Origin of the sequence: Rhodococcus sp. SJ-3 (assembly GCF_051918125.1) — a bacterium.
Taxonomy (GTDB): Bacteria; Actinomycetota; Actinomycetes; order Mycobacteriales; family Mycobacteriaceae; genus Rhodococcus.
The window spans coordinates 4,472,822-4,488,614 of the sequence record NZ_CM123306.1 but is presented as its reverse complement, the minus strand read 5'-3'; the positions used below and the strand labels follow the sequence as shown (position 1 = coordinate 4,488,614).

The window sequence follows — 15,793 nt, the reverse complement described above, 5'->3', positions numbered from 1 at the left end:
CATTACGGGCCCGGATCCACACTTTCGTTCACTCCCCTTCACCCTCTGCGGGTGAAGCGCACGACCAACCGCGGTAGCAGTCTTGGAGCGGCATCGGTGCGGGCGCAAGCCGTGCGCTCCGGCGGGCACGTAAAGGCAGGTCTGTCATGACAGGCTCCGACGACCGATCCGAGAACACACCGCTGAATGCCGACGAACGGCGCGAACTCGAAGTACTGCGCGCTGAGGTTGCCAAGTTGCGCGGTGAGTCCACCGTCGCGCCGGCCGAGACTGTTTCCCGGCCACATCGACACACTCTCCGCTGGGCCGGTGTGGTCATCCTGCTGGTGCTCGTGTTCCTGCTGGCCATCTCGTCCGTCGTCGCCCGATACGCGCGCAGTCAGATTCTCGACACCGACCGCTACGTGACCATGGTGACCCCGCTCGCGTCCGATCCCGAGATCCAAGGGGCAATCACCAACCGTGTGACGGATGAAATCTTCGCCCAGGTCGATGTCCAGGGCCTGACGGAAGAAGCATTGACAGCCCTGACCGAAGATAGGCCGCGACTCGAACCCGTGGTGGGTCTGGCGCCGGTCATCGCCGGACAGGCGGAGAGTTTCGTGCACGACACCGTCGGCAGCCTGGTTGCATCGGACCAATTCGAAACCCTCTGGGTCCAGACGAATCGCGCCGCGCACGACAGACTGGCCGCAGTGTTGACCGGCGATACGCAAGCGGACGCAATTTCGATCGACGACAGCGGGACGGTAAGCCTGAATCTCGCTCCGATCATCGACAAGGCCAAGAGCCTCCTGGTCGACCGGGGGTTCGCATTCGCCGATCAGATCCCGGAGATCGACAAGCAGTTCGTGCTGTTCCAGTCGCCCGAACTCATCAAGGCGCAACGCGCTGTCAATGCGCTCGACAGAGCATCCGGCATTCTCCCGTGGCTGACGCTGCTGACGGCTGCGGGCGCGATCTGGACGGCCCCGCGCGGCTCCCGGCTTCGAACTCTGGCCATCACAGGCGTCACCTTCGTCGTCGCGATGCTCGTCCTCGCACTCGCGATCATGATCGGCCGGTCGCTGTACCTCGACAACCTTCCGGCCGAGATCCGCTCGCCGGGCGCAGCGGCAGTGCTTTTCGACGCTCTCGCCACACCGCTACGTTCGACATTGCGGGCGGTGTTGGTCGCGGGATTGGTCGTGGCGGTCGGCGCCTACCTCATCGGTGGATCGGCGTCGGCGATGGCGGTCCGTCGCGGGTTCGCCTACGGGATGGACAAGTTACGGAGGCCGGACAGCACCCGCACGCCGAGCACCGTGGAGGTGTGGCTGGCCCGCGCCCGAGTTCCGTTGCGCGCCGCAATCGTTGCGGTGGCCGTGCTGGTTGTCGTGTTCTGGAATTACCCGACAGGCGCGGTGGTGGGGTGGACGGTGTTCATCGCCTTGCTCGCTCTACTGCTGCTCGAAATCGTTGTCCGGCCATTGTCCCAGGCCGGTCGCCCTCAGGTGTAGTCGACGACCACTGTGTCGATGGTTCCGCTGAAGGGGAACGGCGCGCGGTCGTAGTAGTCGAGCGAGACCGGGGAGCCGAGGCACGTCCCGATGTCGAGGCAGTCGTTCGCCGTGAACAGCAGCGGCGCGCTGACCGGCACCGTGGTCTCCCCCACCGTCTCCTCGTCGACGAGCATCCGGACGTTCAGGGGCCCGCCAGGGCGCGCCTCGGCGTATTCGGTGATCACCTCGATGGTGTGATCGCCGGGCGGGATCTGCGTCGCCGAGCGCATCTTGGTGCGCATCAGGATGAACAGGTTGTACTCGTAGCAGAGGTAGCCGTCGTCCAGGTAGCAGGTCAGTCCACCACCATTTCCGCCGAGGGCATAGAGGACACCACTGGCCCGGTCGGGTGCAGTCAACTCGACGGTGACATGGTTGTTCTTGTTTCCGAGTGCGGGGGCGCAGAATTCGGGCATTCGGGTGACGTCCCCCGTGAATTGCCAACTCGTGTAGGGAGTCGAGATGCGTTGTTCGGGATGCATCGCGACGACCCAGAGCCCTCCGCCGACGGGCAGGACATTGTTCTTGGCCGCCTCGATCGCGAACATCTCGCGTAGCTGAGCCAGTTTCTCGGGATGCTGCTGCGCGAGGTCGCGGTTCTGGGTCCAGTCTTCGTCGAGGTGGTAGAGCTCCCATACGTCGTCGTCGGGGTTCCAGTCGCGGATTCCGCCGGGCATACCCTGCAGCCAGGGTGCGCGTGGTCCGAACGCCGATGCCATCCAGCCGTCGTGGTAGATCGCGCGGCTGCCCATGATCTCGAAGTACTGGGTGAGCTTGCCTGCTTTCGCGTTCCTGTCGCTCAGGGTCTGCGCGAAGCTGGCGCCGTCGATCACGTCCTGAGGGATTCCGTTCACGGTGCGGGGCGCGGTGATGCCGAGCAGGTCGTAGAAGGTCGGTACGAGGTCGTTGCAGTGCAGGAACTGGGGCCGCGGAATCGGGTCCGGAGTGACCTGCGCCGGCCACCGCACCACCATGGGATTGCGGGTCCCTCCGAGATGCGAGGCGAGAAGCTTCATGCCCTTGTAGGGCGTGCTGCCCGCCCACGCCCATCCTGCGTGGTACATGTTGTCGGTTTTCGGGGAGCCGAGCACGTCGAGTCCACCGAGCTGGTCGAGCGCTTCGATGTGCTGCGCCGTGGTCGTCGGGATCCCGTTCTGCGCCAGCAATTCGCTGATGGTGCCGTCCTGGCCCTCACCGGACGAGCCGTTGTCGCCCCAGATGTAGACGACCAGGGTGTTGTCGCGGTAGCCGAGTCGGTCCAGCTCGTCGAACAGCCTGCCCACCTGAACATCGCAGTGCTCGGCGTATCCGGCGGCCACTTCCATCAGTCGTCGCTGGAATGGTTTTTCCTCGTCGGGAATGTCGTCCCAAGCGGCCATGGTCGGGTCGCGGTCGGTGAGTTCCGCTTCCGGCGGGATCCAACCCGTCTCCTTGGCCCGGGCGAACACGCGCTCGCGGTAGGCGTCCCAGCCGTCGTCGAACTTCCCTGCGTACTTGTCGGCCCACGGTTTCATGATGTGGTGGGGGCCGTGCAGGCAACCGCTGGCCCAGTACATGAAGAAGGGCCTGTCGGCGTCGAGCGCTTTGTGCCTGCGAAGCCACCCGATGGCGTCGTCCGCAAGATCCTCGCTGAGGTGGTAGCCCTGCTCGGGCGTCTTCGGCGGCAGGACGACGGTGGTGTTTCGGACCAGGTTCGGCTCGTACTGCGATGCCTCCCCGGCGAGGAAACCGTAGAAGTAGTCGAATCCGACGCCGGTGGGCCAGTTGTCGAAGGGGCCGGCGGCGGTGGTCTCCTCGGCCGGAGTGTTGTGCCATTTCCCGAACGCCGCCGTGGTGTAGCCGTACTGCTTGAGAACCTCGGCGCCCGTCGCGCTCGACTTGGGGATGTGTCCGGAGTACCCGTCCCAATCGTTGGCCAGTTCGGCTATCTGCCCGTTACCGACGCGATGGTGATTCCGGCCGGTGAGCAATGCAGCCCGCGTCGGCGAACACATGGCTGTCGTGTGGAAACGGTTGTAGCTGATTCCTTCGCCGAGCATGCGGTCGAGGGTTGGGGTGTTCACCTCGCCACCGAAGCCACTCGGCAGTCCTGGTCCCGCGTCGTCGATCAGAACGACGAGGATGTTCGGGGCGTCGTCGTCGAGTCGTTTTTCCTCAGGTCGGGGGCTGTAGACGGACTCCTGCATGGTTCGGCCCGCGATGCTGCCCGACGGGGTGGGAGGGAACGGCAATGTGTCGCCATTGGGTATCGGTTTCGCCCGCAAGTCGTTGCTCATTGTCGGTTGCCTCCCCGTGCCCCACCTGCTCGGGTCAGTACACCAGGCAGATCGCACCTCGGCTTCACCCTGATGGGGTGAAAGATCGGCAGGATCATGCAGGTGACCTCGCCCACTGCGCCGGATCCGTCTTGGCAGGTCGGTGCCGCGCTCGGGTACCGTCGATGTCGTGTCCGAGTATCGTCCGCCGCGCCGTGTAGCCCTGATTGTGTTGGTGGTCGTCGCCGCGGCCGGATGCCTGGCTCTCGGCTATTGGCAGTGGACGCGCTTCGAGGAGGTCGGCGGTAACGGACAGAACCTCGGCTATGCGTTCCAGTGGCCGGCGTTCGCGTTCTTCTGCATCTACGCGTACCGGCGGTTCGTCAAGCTCGAGGCCGAGGAAGCTCAGACGGACGATCCTGACGATGCCCGAGCATCGAAGGCCGAGGAGCCCACAGAGATCCCGGCGGAGCTCCTGCCGAGCCGCCCGAAGGTCGCGATCGACGACGCCGCGACCGATCTCGAGGCGAAACAAGTCCGGGAGTACAACGAATACCTCGCGCAACTCTCGCGCGGGTCCGATAGGAGCGGTCAGTGAGCACCACCCCCGAGGCGTCCGATCAGGCTGCCGCGACGCCCCGCAACGTCAGCGACGCCGATCGCAAGAAGATCGGCTCCGCGTTGCTGCGGTACCGCGTTCTCGCGTACGCCACCGGTATCTGGCTGCTCGTACTCACCGGTGAGATGATCGCGAAGTACGTCATCGGGATCGAGAACGTGCCGTCGTGGATCGCAATCGTGCACGGTTGGGTGTACGCGGTCTACCTCGTACTCACCTTCGACCTGTCGATCAAGGTGCGCTGGCCGGTCTCCCGCACCATCGGCACGCTGCTCGCGGGCACCGTCCCGTTCCTGTCGTTCTACGTCGAACACCAGCGCACCAAGCAGGTCAAGGCCGACTTCGGGGTCTGATCGACCCCCGGCTACCCGCGCTCAGCGCGTGGGTAGCCGCACCACCTGGACGAAGAACTCATCGATCTGTTTGACGGCCTTGATGAACTGGTCGAGGTCGACGGGTTTCGTGACGTATGCGTTGGCGTGCAACCGGTAGCTGCGCAGAATGTCCTCTTCGGCCGACGACGTGGTGAGCACAACCACCGGGATCGGCGCGAGGTCGGGGTCGGACTTGATCTGCTCGAGCACCTGCCTGCCGTCGTACTTGGGCAGATTCAGGTCGAGCAGGATCAGGTCCGGCTTGGGTGCATCAGCGTGAGCGCCTCGGCGATAGAGGAAGTCGAGTGCCTCCTCACCGTCGCGGGCAACGTGCAGAGAGTTTCCGATCTTGTTGTCCTCGAACGCTTCACGCGTCATCAGTTCGTCTCCGGGATCGTCCTCCACGAGCAGGACGTCGATCGGCTTACCGGTAGGGGTCATGCTGATGCTCCTTCCAGAGCAGTGTCGGTCGCAGGTTCTTCATCGCCCTCGACCGGGATTGTGAAGCAGAAGCGAGTACCGTCGGTGTGCGCTTGGTCGATCCAGATCTCCCCACCGTGGTACTCCACGATCTTGCGGCAGAGTGCCAGCCCGATGCCGGTGCCTCCATAGGACTCCCGGCCGTGCAGACGCTGGAAGATCACGAACACCTTCTCCGCGAACTCTTCGGCAATGCCGATACCGTTGTCCGTCACGCTCACCGTCCACACGGCGTCGGTCTGCTCGCATGCGATGTGCACCACCGGGGTCCTGTCGGGATGCCGGAATTTGATCGCGTTTCCTACCAGGTTCTGCCACAGCATGATGAGCAGAGTCGGATCTCCGAGGACTTCCGGGAGTGATTCGGGACGCTCGATCACGGCATCCGAATCCTCGAGGGCTTGCCCGAGGTTGTTCAGACCCGAATCGAGTGCCCGATCGAGACCGATACGAACGTGCTCGTCGCTGATCCGCCCAACACGTGAGAACGTGAGCAGATCGTTGATGAGGACCTGCATCCGCTTGGCGCCGTCCACTGCGAAGTCGATGTATTGGACGCCGCGCTCGTCGAGTTTGTCCCCGTATCGCTTCTCGAGCAGCTGGCAGAACGACGCGACCTTCCGCAGCGGCTCCTGCAGATCGTGCGACGCGACATACGCGAACTGTTCGAGTTCTGCGTTGGAGCGGCGCAGGTCGACCGCCTGACTTTCGACCTGCTCGTGGCGGCCCCGGGAAATCGTGAGTTCCTCTGCAAGACGCTCACGCATGCCATCGACATCCGCGGCGAGTGCCCTGATGTCTGCTGGTCCCTGCGGGACGATCTGCTCGTCGAATCTGCCTCCGGCGACCATACGGGTTTGCTCTCGCAATCTGTCCAGTGGGCGCACAACGAGAATCTGGACAAGCACGGTGAGCCCCACACCGCTGAGCAGAAATGCCGCAACCATCGAGCCGAGGACACGATCGCGCACGGTCCGCACATGCTCGAGCTCGGCGATACCTTGCGCTCTCACCTCCTCCAGATCCTTGTTCTGGATCTCGAACAGGGCCCGCAACTTGTCGAATGCCACCCTCCCCGCTTCGACAGCGCCGACGTCCACGGGCTGCGGATCGCCCGGTACCACGCTACTGACGAGGGGGAGGGTGTAGGCCCGGCGCCATTCGTCTGCCGCGTTCTCGATTTCCTCGAGGTCGTCGAGCAGCTGCCCTTCCTCATCGGGCATCGGGCCGGGACGCTCGATCAACGCACGCATCGTGTCGGCGGCGTCCTGTTCCTCGGCCCGTCCGGTCTCGTATGGTCCGAGGAACTCGGGATCAGCGGTGATGATGTATCCGCGCGCCCCCGTCTCCTGACTGATCAACGCTGCCTGAAGCCGGTGGGCCTCGACCCGTGCGGGTTGCACGACATCCCTCAGGTAATTGGAGACCTCGGTAGTACGGGACAGGAAATGGCTACCGACGACGGTGCCGATCACCACGAGCACCCCCATGAACCCGAGCACCAGGAGGATCCAGCCCTGCACTGTCACCTGGGATCGTCGCGTCTTCCGCGGTGCCTCGCTCGGCACGTCGGAGGCTTCGGTGTCTGTCGGGTTCGTCATTCAGCCGGTGTCGCTTTCCCGTTCCATCGCACATGCACGACTGCTACGTCGTCGGTCAATCCGCCGTGGGCATCGGCGAGCTCTTCCGCGCCCTGGATGAGAGTGTCGGCGAAGTCGTCGGGTCCGAGGTGCCCGCACCGGCGGGCGAGCTCGAGGAGTCCTTCTTCGCCGAGTCGCTGTCGGCCGGCGCCGGTATGACCTTCGAAGAGTCCGTCGGTGAACAACACGACAGCTCCCTCGGCGGGCAGCTCCAGTCTGTGAACCGGCCACGATGCCGAGCCGGGCAGCAGGCCCAGAGCGGGCCCACCGGGCGCTTCGACCCATTCCACATCGCGTCCACGACGCACGAGGATGCCGGGGTGGCCTGCTCGCATCACCGTGAAGGTTCGGCGATCGGGCGTCATGGCCAGGCTGGTGACGGTCGCGAAAACGCGGTCGGCCGCTCGCTCTGCGACAAGGATCTCTTCGAGCTTCGCCAACTGCCGTTCTCCACTGATGCCGGTGAGAACGAGTGTGCGCCATGCGATTCGCAATCCCACGCCGAGGGCGGCCTCGTCGGGACCGTGCCCTGCGACATCACCGACGAGCACGTGGACGGTGCCGTCTCCGGTCTGCACCACGTCGTAGAAGTCACCTCCGAGGAGGGCAGAGGTACGCCCCGGTCTGTAACGCGAGACCACTTCGAATTCGTCGGTGCACAACAGCGGGGACGGCAGCAGCCCACGCTCGAGTCGGGCGTTCTCCTGGGCGCGCAGTTGGCTGGCCTGGAGCGCGGCGGCGTTCTGTTCGGCTTGTTTGCGCTGGATCGCGTAGCTCACCGCGCGCCCGAACAGCTCCGGCTCGACTCTGCCCTTCACGAGGTAGTCCTGAGCGCCGACGGCTACGGCTGCGAGTCCGGTCTCTTCCTCCGCCATACCGGTGAGCACGACGATGGGGACGGATTCGGCGTATTCCTGTACCCGTGCGACAGCTTCGAGTCCGTGCGCGTCGGGGAGGTGGAGATCGAGCAACACGCAGTCGGGTAGACCGGCCGCGAGAGCGTCACGTGCGGCAGCGAGTGACTGCACCCACACGACGTTCATCTCGGGCGCACTGTCCGCGACGAGTTCCTCGACGAGTAACGCGTCGCCGGCGTCGTCCTCGATCAGCAACAAGGACGCGGGTGATCCCGAGTTGTGCGGTCGTCCATGCGTGTGCACGGCGGTCGTCCTTCCTTCGGCGGTGGATCCCTCCCGAGGATCGGCACACCGCCGACGCCACCGCTGAACAATACCCAACCTTCTCGTACACATGTGCGCACGACCTCAGGGCCTCTGCCTGCGCGTCTCGCATGTCCGAGCGCCATCCTGCATGATGGCCACGTGAATGAACGATCGAGCGAACATCCGCATATGGGCCTGAAGACGACCCGCTCGGATTCCGTCGCGGTGTTGTCGGTGAGTGGCGATGTCGACTTGTCCAGCGCTCCGTTGCTGGAAGAGGAAGCTCTCGGGTTGCTCGACGAGGATCTGTCCGGCCTGATCGTCGATCTCACCGATGTGCATTTCCTCGCGTCGATGGGTATGGCACTACTTGTGGACCTGTCCAAGCGCGCGGCCGACAGCGTCGCCTTCGCCGTAGTAGCAGAGGGCAACGCCACCGCGCGGCCACTCGAGCTGCTCGGGCTCGGCGATGTCCTCTCCATCCATCCGCGCCTCGAGGACGCGCTCGCGGCCGTGAAGCCGGCGGAGATTCCTGAGAAGTAGGCAACTGCGCACGCGCTGTCCGTCTAGAACCGAGGAGCCATGCAGACTCACACCGACGGGTCCGCATCGTTCACCTCCAGGGGGATCTTCTTCCGGGGTGTGCGCGCGGACGCGACTCAGATCGCCGGCCTGCGCCAGGCTGTACGGCAATGGTTGGGGACTCTGCACCTCGAACCGGACCACGAGCATGATGTGGTGTTGGCCAGCTACGAGGCGCTGGCCAATGCGGTGGAGCATGCCTACTCGGCCGACGACGAGATGGCCACGGTAGACCTGGAAGTGACTTTTCGCCCGCACGAGCGTCATCTCGAGGTGACCGTTGCCGATCACGGGCGGTGGCGCGACGTGATCCACGATCCGAATGCCTCGCGCGGGCACGGTCTCGCCCTGATTCGTAAACTCACGACGGAGATGGTGGTCACCCCGGGGTCGGACGGTACCCACGTCGCGATGCGCTGGGCGCTCTGATCACCGATGAGGTCCGGAATTCCGGACCTCATCCCCCGGGCTCGATCTCCCTCAGAGTTCGAGGGCTCCGACGTCGGCGCGAGCACCCGCGAATTTGAGCCGGAGTTCTCGTCGTGCAACCCGGTCGCCGAGATACTCCAGGAAACGCCGCCCCTCCGGTGTCCTCTTGATCAGCGTCGATTTCACGACGTTCTTCGCGATGACCGGCGCCACCGCCACAGGCGGTACCGTCGGCAACCCCAGATCCTCGAGGCCTCGTTTGCCGAGGAAGAATCGAAGCATGCTCAGCAGTCTCAGTCGCTCGTATCGACCGACCAGACCCGAGAATCTCCCGTAGTCGAGGGTGCGGTGGCCGTCGACGAGTGCGCGCGAGAGAGCGGCGCCCGCGGGCGTGACGTCGTCCTGCACCAGCACCACGTGGTAGTTGAAGTGGTGTTGTTCGCGCTCCGTGTCGAAAAGGAAGTCGTCATCGACGCCCATGAGCCATCCGATGTACTTCCACATGTGCATGATTGCGGCGGATTCCTCGCGCGTGACCAGATAGCCGAGGGCACGCGCGCCGATCAGTAGCGTGCCGTTGAACAATCCGAGTGTTGCGGCCTGGTCGGTCTGGTTGATGGGTAATCCCCAGTACCCGATGTCCCATCGACCGTTCGTTTCGAACCGCTGGTTGACGAGGGCGTGCATGGCACGCACATGCACGGTGAGCTTGAATCCGTCACCGTCACGACGCATAGCGCCGGGTTCCCCCACCGCGGTGCCCCACTTCTGGGTTTCGCCGAGGCGTCGCATCGCGGTGGATCCGGTCAGGCCGCCGGTCTCGACCAGAAGGTCGGGTGGTCCACCGAATCGGTAACCGCCGATGAGTGCGAGTTGCAGCAGCACGTCGTTGCGCGTCCGCCCCATCCGCCGGAATGCGCGTGCTCCTCTTTCCAGCAGGTTCCAGTCCACCCAGTCGGGAACTTGTTCGACGTGGGAGAAGAATGTGCGAAGAGCGCCGGGTGCGTTCGGGACGGTGTCGACGCCGTGCTCGAGTGCCTGATGGAACTGACGCATGGTGACGCGCTCGGGGTCGTTGCGGTCGAGGCGCATGGCCTGTACGAGGGCGGCGCCCACCTCGTCGCGGGCATACATGCGGCGTCCGATCCGGTCGAGCAGTTCGTCGTCGACCTCGCGAATCTTCGCGAAACGCGTCAGAGGCCTGCCGATGGCTTCGTTACGGGGTCGGTTGCCCTCGTAGCGGCTCGGGTACGGGGATGCCTCGAGGTGCGAGTCGAGTTCCTGCGTCATCATGTCGCTATGCTCACACGAGTGATTACTCGCATTCAATTCGTATTTCAGGCCGCGAGATGACCTCGCCGGAACGGCGCCGAACCCGACGGGCACCTCAGCAGGATCGCTCACGCGCAATGGTCGAGCGCATCATCGACGCAGGCCGGGCCGTACTGCTCGAACGCGGCTACGACGGTGCATCCACCAATCGCATCGCGGAGCAAGCCTGCATCAGTCCCGGGTCGTTGTACCAGTACTTCCCGGACAAGGACGCGATCGTCGCCGAGGTCGTCGACAGATGGACTGCGGAGCTCCACACTCGCATTTCGCGTGTGTTCACGAGGGCGTTGGAAGGCCCTGCGGAAGACATGTCGGTACGCGAGACACTCCTCGAACTACTGGGCGCGCTCGGCGAGAATCCGCGTCTGCTCCGCGTGTTGATCGAAGAGCTGCCCAAGGCTCCCGACAGTCGCCTCTCCGACTTCGAGAAGCGAATCGATGCGCTGCTCGGCATGTGGCTGCGGTTCCACCTCACCGATCGCGGACGTCGCCCTGTCGACGCGATCGCGTGGATGTTGGTGCGCACTGTCGAGAACGTCGCGGTGTCCTACGTTCTGGAACAGCCGGACATCACCCGCGAGCAGGTGGCCGACGAACTCACGGCAATGGTCACCGCGTACCTAGGTGAGATGACCGGTGTCGGGTAACGCGTCCGGGTGCATGCCCGGGATGCGGTGGGTCGCATCCCGGGCCAGGGGATCAGCCCGCGGAGAATGCGGCGAGGGCGGGCACCAGCAGGGCGAGCGCGCGACCCCGGTGCGACGCAGCGTCCTTTTCCTCGGCGCTGAGTTCCGCTGCAGTGCGGCTTTCCCCTTCTGGCACGAAGACGGGATCGTAGCCGAATCCGTTCTCGCCGCGGGGGGAACGGGCGATCGCGCCACGCCATTCGCCGCGCACCACGGTCACCGCGACCGCGTCGCCTTCGGGGACTGCGAAGGCGCAGGCGGACACGAAGGCTGCCCCGCGCTGCGGATCGGGCACATCGCTCATCTGTGCGAGCACGAGCGCGGTGTTCGCAGCGTCCTCACCGTGAGTGCCGCTCCAACGTGCCGACAGCACACCGGGCATGCCCCGCAGCGCATCGACCTCGAGACCGGAGTCGTCCGCGATGCACGCCATCCCGGTCGCGCGGGCGCCGTCTCGTGCTTTCGCGGCCGCGTTCTCCTCGAACGTCGCGCCGGTCTCGGGGGCCTCGGGGTATGACGGGACGGCATCGAGGCCGACCAGTTCGATCCCCGCGATGTCTGCCGCGTCGAGGACCCGCTGCAACTCTCGGAGCTTCTTCGCGTTCCGGCTCGCCACGAGGACCCGCGTAGGCATGTCAGGCACCGAACTTCTTCTTCGCCGGCTCGGCGACGAGGGGTTCGGGCAGAACACCCGGGTACGGCTGTTCGAGGACCTCACGCTGGATGCGGCACAGTTCCTCGATGCCACCGAGTGCAGAGTCGAGCAGTTTGTCGAGGGTCGTGCGAGGGAAGGTGGCCCCCTCGCCGGTGCCTTGGATCTCGACGAGGGTTCCGGTGTCGGTGGCGATGACGTTCATGTCCACCTCTGCGCGTGCATCCTCCTCGTACGGCAGATCGAGCCGGACACGGCCGTCGACGACACCGACGCTGATGGCCGCGATCTGGCACGAGAGCGGCTGCGGATCCGCGAGGCGGCCTGCCGCGCGGAGCCAGGTGACCGCGTCGGCGAGTGCCACGTAAGCACCTGTGATGGCTGCGGTTCGGGTTCCTCCGTCGGCCTGCAGGACGTCGCAGTCGAGGGCGATGGTGTTCTCGCCGATGGCGGCGAGGTCGATGCACGCTCTCAAGGAGCGGCCGACGAGCCGGCTGATCTCCTGGGTACGACCGCCGACCTTGCCTTTGACGGATTCACGTCCGCTGCGAGTGTGGGTTGCGGCGGGCAGCATCGCATACTCGGCGGTGAGCCAGCCCAGACCCGATCCGCGACGCCACCGCGGCACCCCTTCTTCGACGCTCGCGGTGCACATCACACGGGTCTGTCCGAATTCGACGAGGACCGAACCCGCGGGGTGATTGGTGAACCCCCGGGTGATCTTGATGTTGCGGAGTTGGTCGTCTTCCCTGCCGTCTGCTCGTGTCGTCACCCGAACGAGCCTAGGGGATGCACGTCGAACCGACTCGGAGGACCGCTTCAGATGCGGTACACGTCTCCGGAGGTCACTGCATGTACCGGACCGTGGAACTCGGCCTTCGCTTCCGCGATGACGTCTTCGCGAGACGTCCACGGCGGGATGTGGGTGAGCAGCAGTTCGCCGACCCCGGCGCGGGCGGCCACCCGTCCTGCCTCGGTTCCCGAGAGATGGATGCCTTCGGGCCGCACTCCGGGCGCGTGGGTCCAGGACGCCTCGGACAGCAGGACGTCCGCGCCACGGGCCAGTTCGATCACCTGATCGCACATGCCTGTGTCACCGGTGTAGACGAGTGTGCGACCGGAGTCGCTGGTGATGCGGAATCCGTAGGCCTCTGGGGGATGGTTGACCTTGGTGGGGCTGATGGTGAGCTCACCGAAGCGGAACGCTTCTCCGTCGCTCAGCGACCTGACGTCGAGGGTGTCGGAAATATCGTCGAGCTCTCCCGCAACCTCTGCCGATGCGACACCGAGGCGTCGCGCGGTACCGGCAGGACCGTAGACCAGGGCTCTGCCGGTGGGGGCATTCGGGGAGTAGCGGCGCCACACGAGGAGACCCGGAATATCGAGACAGTGGTCGGCGTGCAGGTGCGACAGGAGCACGGACACTTCGCCTGGGTCGGCGTGGCGTTGCAATGCTCCGAGCACTCCCGGGCCGAAGTCGATGACCAGGGGCGGGGTGTCGGGCGCGGTGAGCAGATACCCGGATGCGGGAGAATCCGGCCCGGCCACACTGCCCGAGCACCCCAGAACGGTCATGCGCATATGGCTCATGCTGCCATGCCGAAGGTCCCCGATGAAGCCAACACCCGTTTTCCGGTCGGACTCACAATGACAACGGAGCTGTGACCCAGGGTTCGACACCCGGGCGGTGCGTGACGGCCGTCGCTGTATTCAGTGCAGCCGGTCTGCGGTTCTCACCGATCGTGCGCGGCGCGCATCCGACGAGAGCACCCACGCCGCGATGACTCCGCCGATCGCTCCGAAGAGGTGCCCCTGCCACGACACGAACGGATCGCTGGGAAGGACGCCCCACAGCATGCCGCCGTAGAAGAACAGCACAACCAGCCCGAGCACGATCTGCCCGCCCTTGCGGGTGAAGATCCCGCGGATGATCAGGTAGGTCAGCCAGCCGAATATGAGCGACGACGCGCCGATGTGGTTGTCGCCGGAGCCGGCGAACAGCCAGGTTCCGACGCCGGCGACAACCCAGATGATGGCGGTCGCCGCGATGCCCCGGGTGATTCCCGATGACCACAGGACCAGGAAGCCGAGGACGAGCGCGGGCACCGTGTTTGCGGTCAGGTGCGTCCAGTCGCCGTGCAGGATGGGTGCGAACAGGATTCCCCACAGGCCGTCCCCGGTTCGGGCCTCGATCCCCGCCGACTGGAGATCGGCGGGCAGGATCCGATCCACGATCTCGACGACGTAGAGGAAGGCGACGAAACCGCCGATCCATATACCGGAACGCAGCCACGTCGGCCGTTCGGTCGGTGGTGTGCCCGTCGGAATGGTCATGCGTCCATTGTGACGTCTGTCCGGGTGGCGTGTGGGTTTGTCGTGGTCACAGCTTCCGCGCGGACGGAAAGGTGTCGAGGTAGGTGGGGATTCCGGCGACGGATTCGGCGGCGAGCACGGCGTCGACGATGGCGCGTTCGACCGCGTCGGCCGCGGCTACGCATACGGCAGCGAGAATCGGCAGGTCGGCGGGGAAGGCGTCGGGCACGCCCTCCGGTGGTGGGAGCTCTGCGGTGCCGGTGGAGAGCGCGAACAGCGTGTCGCCGTCGAGGGGTGAGTGTGCGGGTCGGATCGCCCGGGCCAGCCCGTCGTGTCCGGCCACGGCGACCCGGCGACACGCAGCTTTCGTCAGGGGGGCGTCGGTCGCGACGACTCCGATGGTCGTGTTGAGCACGGTGCCTTTGTCGCCGAGCGCATTGGCGGCGGCGAGTTCGTCGGCATCAGGGACGCCGAGGCCGAGATCGGCGGCGCGAATCGCGTCGAGCCCCCACGGCAGACCGGTGTGGGGGTCGAAGACCGACCCGACAGGATTCGCCACGACCAGCGCGGCGACGGTGACTCCCGCCGCGGGCCCCGCCGTCAGCCGGACACTCCCGGTACCGATGCCGCCTTTGAGGACACCGGCGCGTGCTGCGGTCCCTGCTCCGACGGAGCCTCGCCGTAGTTCCGTGTCGGTGGCCGCCACAGCCGCCGCGTGGCCGCTGTCGGCAGTGGGCCGGGTGTGCCAGCGCCCGACCGGCAGATCGAAGATCACCGCGCCGGGGACGATCGGCACCACGGCGCCGGGCGCGCCCATCGGGATGCCGCGACCCTGTTCCTCGAGATAGCGCATCACTCCGTCGGCGGCAGCCAGGCCGAACGCGCTTCCCCCGGTGAGCAGGACAGCGTCGACGTGCTGAACCGAGTGGCTCGGATCGAGCAGGTCGGTTTCGCGGGTGCCCGGACCTCCGCCGCGCACATCGACGGCCCCGACCGTGGGTCGGTCCGCGAGGATCACGGTGCAGCCGGTAGCGGCTCCGGTGCCGGGTTGTTCTCCAGCGACGGTGACGTGGTCGTCGAGTTGCTGCCAGTGCCCGACGCGAAGGCCCGGTACGTCTAGCAGGGAATCCGTGGGACCGGGGGTCATGGCAGCAATGCCTGGACGAGCGAGTCCTGCATCCAGGTCAGCCAGTGGTAGACGTCGAGGTGCGGCGCGCGGGGGTCGTCGTCGTCGAGGGTTTCGGGGGTGTCGGCGTCGATGCCGAGCGTGGTGCCCAACGCGAGTCGGACGTCGTTGAGCCCGTACAGCCAGGCTTCGGCCTGCTCCGGGTTGAGAACGACCTTTCCGCCGTCCTCGGGAACGGTCCGCAGGATGACGGCTCCGGCGGCCAGTTTCGCGTCGATGATGCTCGGCTCGTGGAGGCTGCGGAGCGCTCCGTTGAGGTCGCCTGCCTCGTCGTCGGGGTTGACGGTGGCGTCTGCGCCGGGTCGGTGGAAATCGGGAAGTAGTCGCTCGAGCGCGGGTATCTCGGGTGGGGTCGGGTTGCCTGTGCGCAGCCCGGTGAGTTCCGCCAGGTCGTCCTGAGGTGCCTGCGCGGAACGATCCTCGAGCATCCCGAGCACCGAAGCGACGAGGGAGCGCAGTACGGAGGCCTCGTGGCCGTCCATCTCCGAGCGAAGTTTGGGGCCGCTCAGCGAATTCTTCCTGGTCCACTGCCGCACGTCGG

The 15,793-nt window shown here is 65.7% G+C and carries 17 protein-coding genes; 6 read left to right on the top strand and 11 right to left on the bottom strand.

The window, feature by feature from the left end; genetic code table 11:
- Positions 1-146 precede the first annotated feature (146 nt).
- Complete coding sequence (locus ACTDXD_RS20920) at positions 147-1,499, top strand: hypothetical protein (RefSeq protein WP_440124159.1); 1,353 nt, start codon at positions 147-149, stop codon at positions 1,497-1,499.
- On the opposite strand, the gene ACTDXD_RS20915 is transcribed toward ACTDXD_RS20920, so the two are convergent.
- Positions 1,490-3,817 (bottom strand): arylsulfatase, encoded by a 2,328-nt coding sequence (locus ACTDXD_RS20915; RefSeq protein ID WP_440124158.1) that lies wholly within the window; start codon positions 3,815-3,817, stop codon positions 1,490-1,492. The genes ACTDXD_RS20920 and ACTDXD_RS20915 overlap by 10 nt on opposite strands.
- A gap of 169 nt (positions 3,818-3,986) precedes the next feature.
- Here ACTDXD_RS20915 and ACTDXD_RS20910 point away from each other — a divergent pair, with 169 nt between their 5' ends.
- Positions 3,987-4,394, top strand: a complete 408-nt coding sequence (locus ACTDXD_RS20910; RefSeq protein WP_440124157.1) for a transcriptional regulator — start codon at positions 3,987-3,989, stop codon at positions 4,392-4,394.
- Positions 4,391-4,768 (top strand): DUF3817 domain-containing protein, encoded by a 378-nt coding sequence (locus tag ACTDXD_RS20905; protein ID WP_169688509.1) that lies wholly within the window; start codon positions 4,391-4,393, stop codon positions 4,766-4,768. The genes ACTDXD_RS20910 and ACTDXD_RS20905 overlap by 4 nt, the downstream gene beginning before the upstream one ends.
- 21 nt (positions 4,769-4,789) lie before the next feature.
- Here ACTDXD_RS20905 and ACTDXD_RS20900 read toward each other — a convergent pair whose 3' ends face one another.
- The 3 genes from ACTDXD_RS20900 to ACTDXD_RS20890 are packed head-to-tail and all read right to left on the bottom strand — an operon-like array spanning position 4,790 to position 8,069.
- Entirely contained in the window at positions 4,790-5,230 is a 441-nt protein-coding gene (locus ACTDXD_RS20900; RefSeq protein ID WP_169688508.1) for a response regulator, read from the bottom strand.
- Positions 5,227-6,870, bottom strand: a complete 1,644-nt coding sequence (locus ACTDXD_RS20895; RefSeq protein WP_440124156.1) for a sensor histidine kinase — start codon at positions 6,868-6,870, stop codon at positions 5,227-5,229. Before ACTDXD_RS20895 ends, ACTDXD_RS20900 begins: the two co-directional genes overlap by 4 nt.
- Entirely contained in the window at positions 6,867-8,069 is a 1,203-nt protein-coding gene (locus tag ACTDXD_RS20890) for a PP2C family protein-serine/threonine phosphatase (RefSeq protein WP_440124155.1), read from the bottom strand. The genes ACTDXD_RS20895 and ACTDXD_RS20890 overlap by 4 nt, the downstream gene beginning before the upstream one ends.
- Positions 8,070-8,231: 162 nt before the next feature.
- On the opposite strand from ACTDXD_RS20890, the gene ACTDXD_RS20885 reads away from it, so the two are divergent.
- Both ACTDXD_RS20885 and ACTDXD_RS20880 read left to right on the top strand, forming a co-directional pair.
- On the top strand, positions 8,232-8,615 hold the full coding sequence (locus tag ACTDXD_RS20885) for an STAS domain-containing protein (RefSeq protein WP_440124154.1): 384 nt from the start codon (positions 8,232-8,234) through the stop codon (positions 8,613-8,615).
- A 39-nt stretch (positions 8,616-8,654) separates the two neighbouring features.
- Positions 8,655-9,083 carry an ATP-binding protein gene (locus ACTDXD_RS20880; protein WP_440124153.1) on the top strand — a complete coding sequence of 143 codons (429 nt, stop codon included), beginning with the start codon at positions 8,655-8,657 and terminating at the stop codon, positions 9,081-9,083.
- A gap of 51 nt (positions 9,084-9,134) precedes the next feature.
- Here ACTDXD_RS20880 and ACTDXD_RS20875 read toward each other — a convergent pair whose 3' ends face one another.
- Complete coding sequence (locus ACTDXD_RS20875; RefSeq protein ID WP_440124152.1) at positions 9,135-10,376, bottom strand: oxygenase MpaB family protein; 1,242 nt, start codon at positions 10,374-10,376, stop codon at positions 9,135-9,137.
- Positions 10,377-10,492: 116 nt separating this feature from the next.
- On the opposite strand from ACTDXD_RS20875, the gene ACTDXD_RS20870 reads away from it, so the two are divergent.
- The gene (locus tag ACTDXD_RS20870; protein WP_440124151.1) at positions 10,493-11,062 is read left to right on the top strand and encodes a TetR/AcrR family transcriptional regulator; all 570 of its coding nucleotides are present in this window, start codon (positions 10,493-10,495) and stop codon (positions 11,060-11,062) included.
- A gap of 52 nt (positions 11,063-11,114) precedes the next feature.
- Here ACTDXD_RS20870 and rdgB read toward each other — a convergent pair whose 3' ends face one another.
- The 6 genes from rdgB to aosR all read right to left on the bottom strand — a co-directional run bounded on the left by rdgB (position 11,115) and on the right by aosR (position 15,788).
- The gene (rdgB, locus tag ACTDXD_RS20865) at positions 11,115-11,735 is read right to left on the bottom strand and encodes an RdgB/HAM1 family non-canonical purine NTP pyrophosphatase (RefSeq protein WP_440124150.1); all 621 of its coding nucleotides are present in this window, start codon (positions 11,733-11,735) and stop codon (positions 11,115-11,117) included.
- A gap of 1 nt (position 11,736) precedes the next feature.
- Entirely contained in the window at positions 11,737-12,525 is a 789-nt protein-coding gene (gene rph, locus ACTDXD_RS20860) for a ribonuclease PH (protein ID WP_440124149.1), read from the bottom strand.
- A gap of 47 nt (positions 12,526-12,572) precedes the next feature.
- Positions 12,573-13,334, bottom strand: a complete 762-nt coding sequence (locus ACTDXD_RS20855) for a cyclic nucleotide-degrading phosphodiesterase (protein WP_440124148.1) — start codon at positions 13,332-13,334, stop codon at positions 12,573-12,575.
- Positions 13,335-13,463: 129 nt separating this feature from the next.
- Positions 13,464-14,087: a rhomboid family intramembrane serine protease gene (locus tag ACTDXD_RS20850; RefSeq protein WP_440124147.1), complete on the bottom strand. Its 624-nt coding sequence runs from the start codon at positions 14,085-14,087 to the stop codon at positions 13,464-13,466.
- A gap of 46 nt (positions 14,088-14,133) precedes the next feature.
- Positions 14,134-15,222, bottom strand: coding sequence for a P1 family peptidase (locus ACTDXD_RS20845; protein WP_440127733.1), 1,089 nt, complete (start codon positions 15,220-15,222; stop codon positions 14,134-14,136).
- Positions 15,210-15,788 (bottom strand): oxidative stress transcriptional regulator AosR, encoded by a 579-nt coding sequence (gene aosR, locus ACTDXD_RS20840; protein WP_440124146.1) that lies wholly within the window; start codon positions 15,786-15,788, stop codon positions 15,210-15,212. Before aosR ends, ACTDXD_RS20845 begins: the two co-directional genes overlap by 13 nt.
- Positions 15,789-15,793: the final 5 nt, after the last annotated feature.

Excerpts from the sequence above, each read along its gene's own strand:
- ACTDXD_RS20920 (WP_440124159.1), top strand. The coding sequence starts at position 147 with ATGACAGGCTCCGACGACCGATCCGAGAACACACCGCTGAATGCCGAC.
- ACTDXD_RS20915 (WP_440124158.1), bottom strand. The coding sequence starts at position 3,817 with ATGAGCAACGACTTGCGGGCGAAACCGATACCCAATGGCGACACATTG.
- ACTDXD_RS20900 (WP_169688508.1), bottom strand. The coding sequence starts at position 5,230 with ATGACCCCTACCGGTAAGCCGATCGACGTCCTGCTCGTGGAGGACGAT.
- ACTDXD_RS20895 (WP_440124156.1), bottom strand. The coding sequence starts at position 6,870 with ATGACGAACCCGACAGACACCGAAGCCTCCGACGTGCCGAGCGAGGCA.
- ACTDXD_RS20880 (WP_440124153.1), top strand. The coding sequence starts at position 8,655 with ATGCAGACTCACACCGACGGGTCCGCATCGTTCACCTCCAGGGGGATC.
- ACTDXD_RS20875 (WP_440124152.1), bottom strand. The coding sequence starts at position 10,376 with ATGATGACGCAGGAACTCGACTCGCACCTCGAGGCATCCCCGTACCCG.
- ACTDXD_RS20870 (WP_440124151.1), top strand. The coding sequence starts at position 10,493 with ATGGTCGAGCGCATCATCGACGCAGGCCGGGCCGTACTGCTCGAACGC.
- rdgB (WP_440124150.1), bottom strand. The coding sequence starts at position 11,735 with ATGCCTACGCGGGTCCTCGTGGCGAGCCGGAACGCGAAGAAGCTCCGA.
- ACTDXD_RS20855 (WP_440124148.1), bottom strand. The coding sequence starts at position 13,334 with ATGCGCATGACCGTTCTGGGGTGCTCGGGCAGTGTGGCCGGGCCGGAT.
- ACTDXD_RS20850 (WP_440124147.1), bottom strand. The coding sequence starts at position 14,087 with ATGACCATTCCGACGGGCACACCACCGACCGAACGGCCGACGTGGCTG.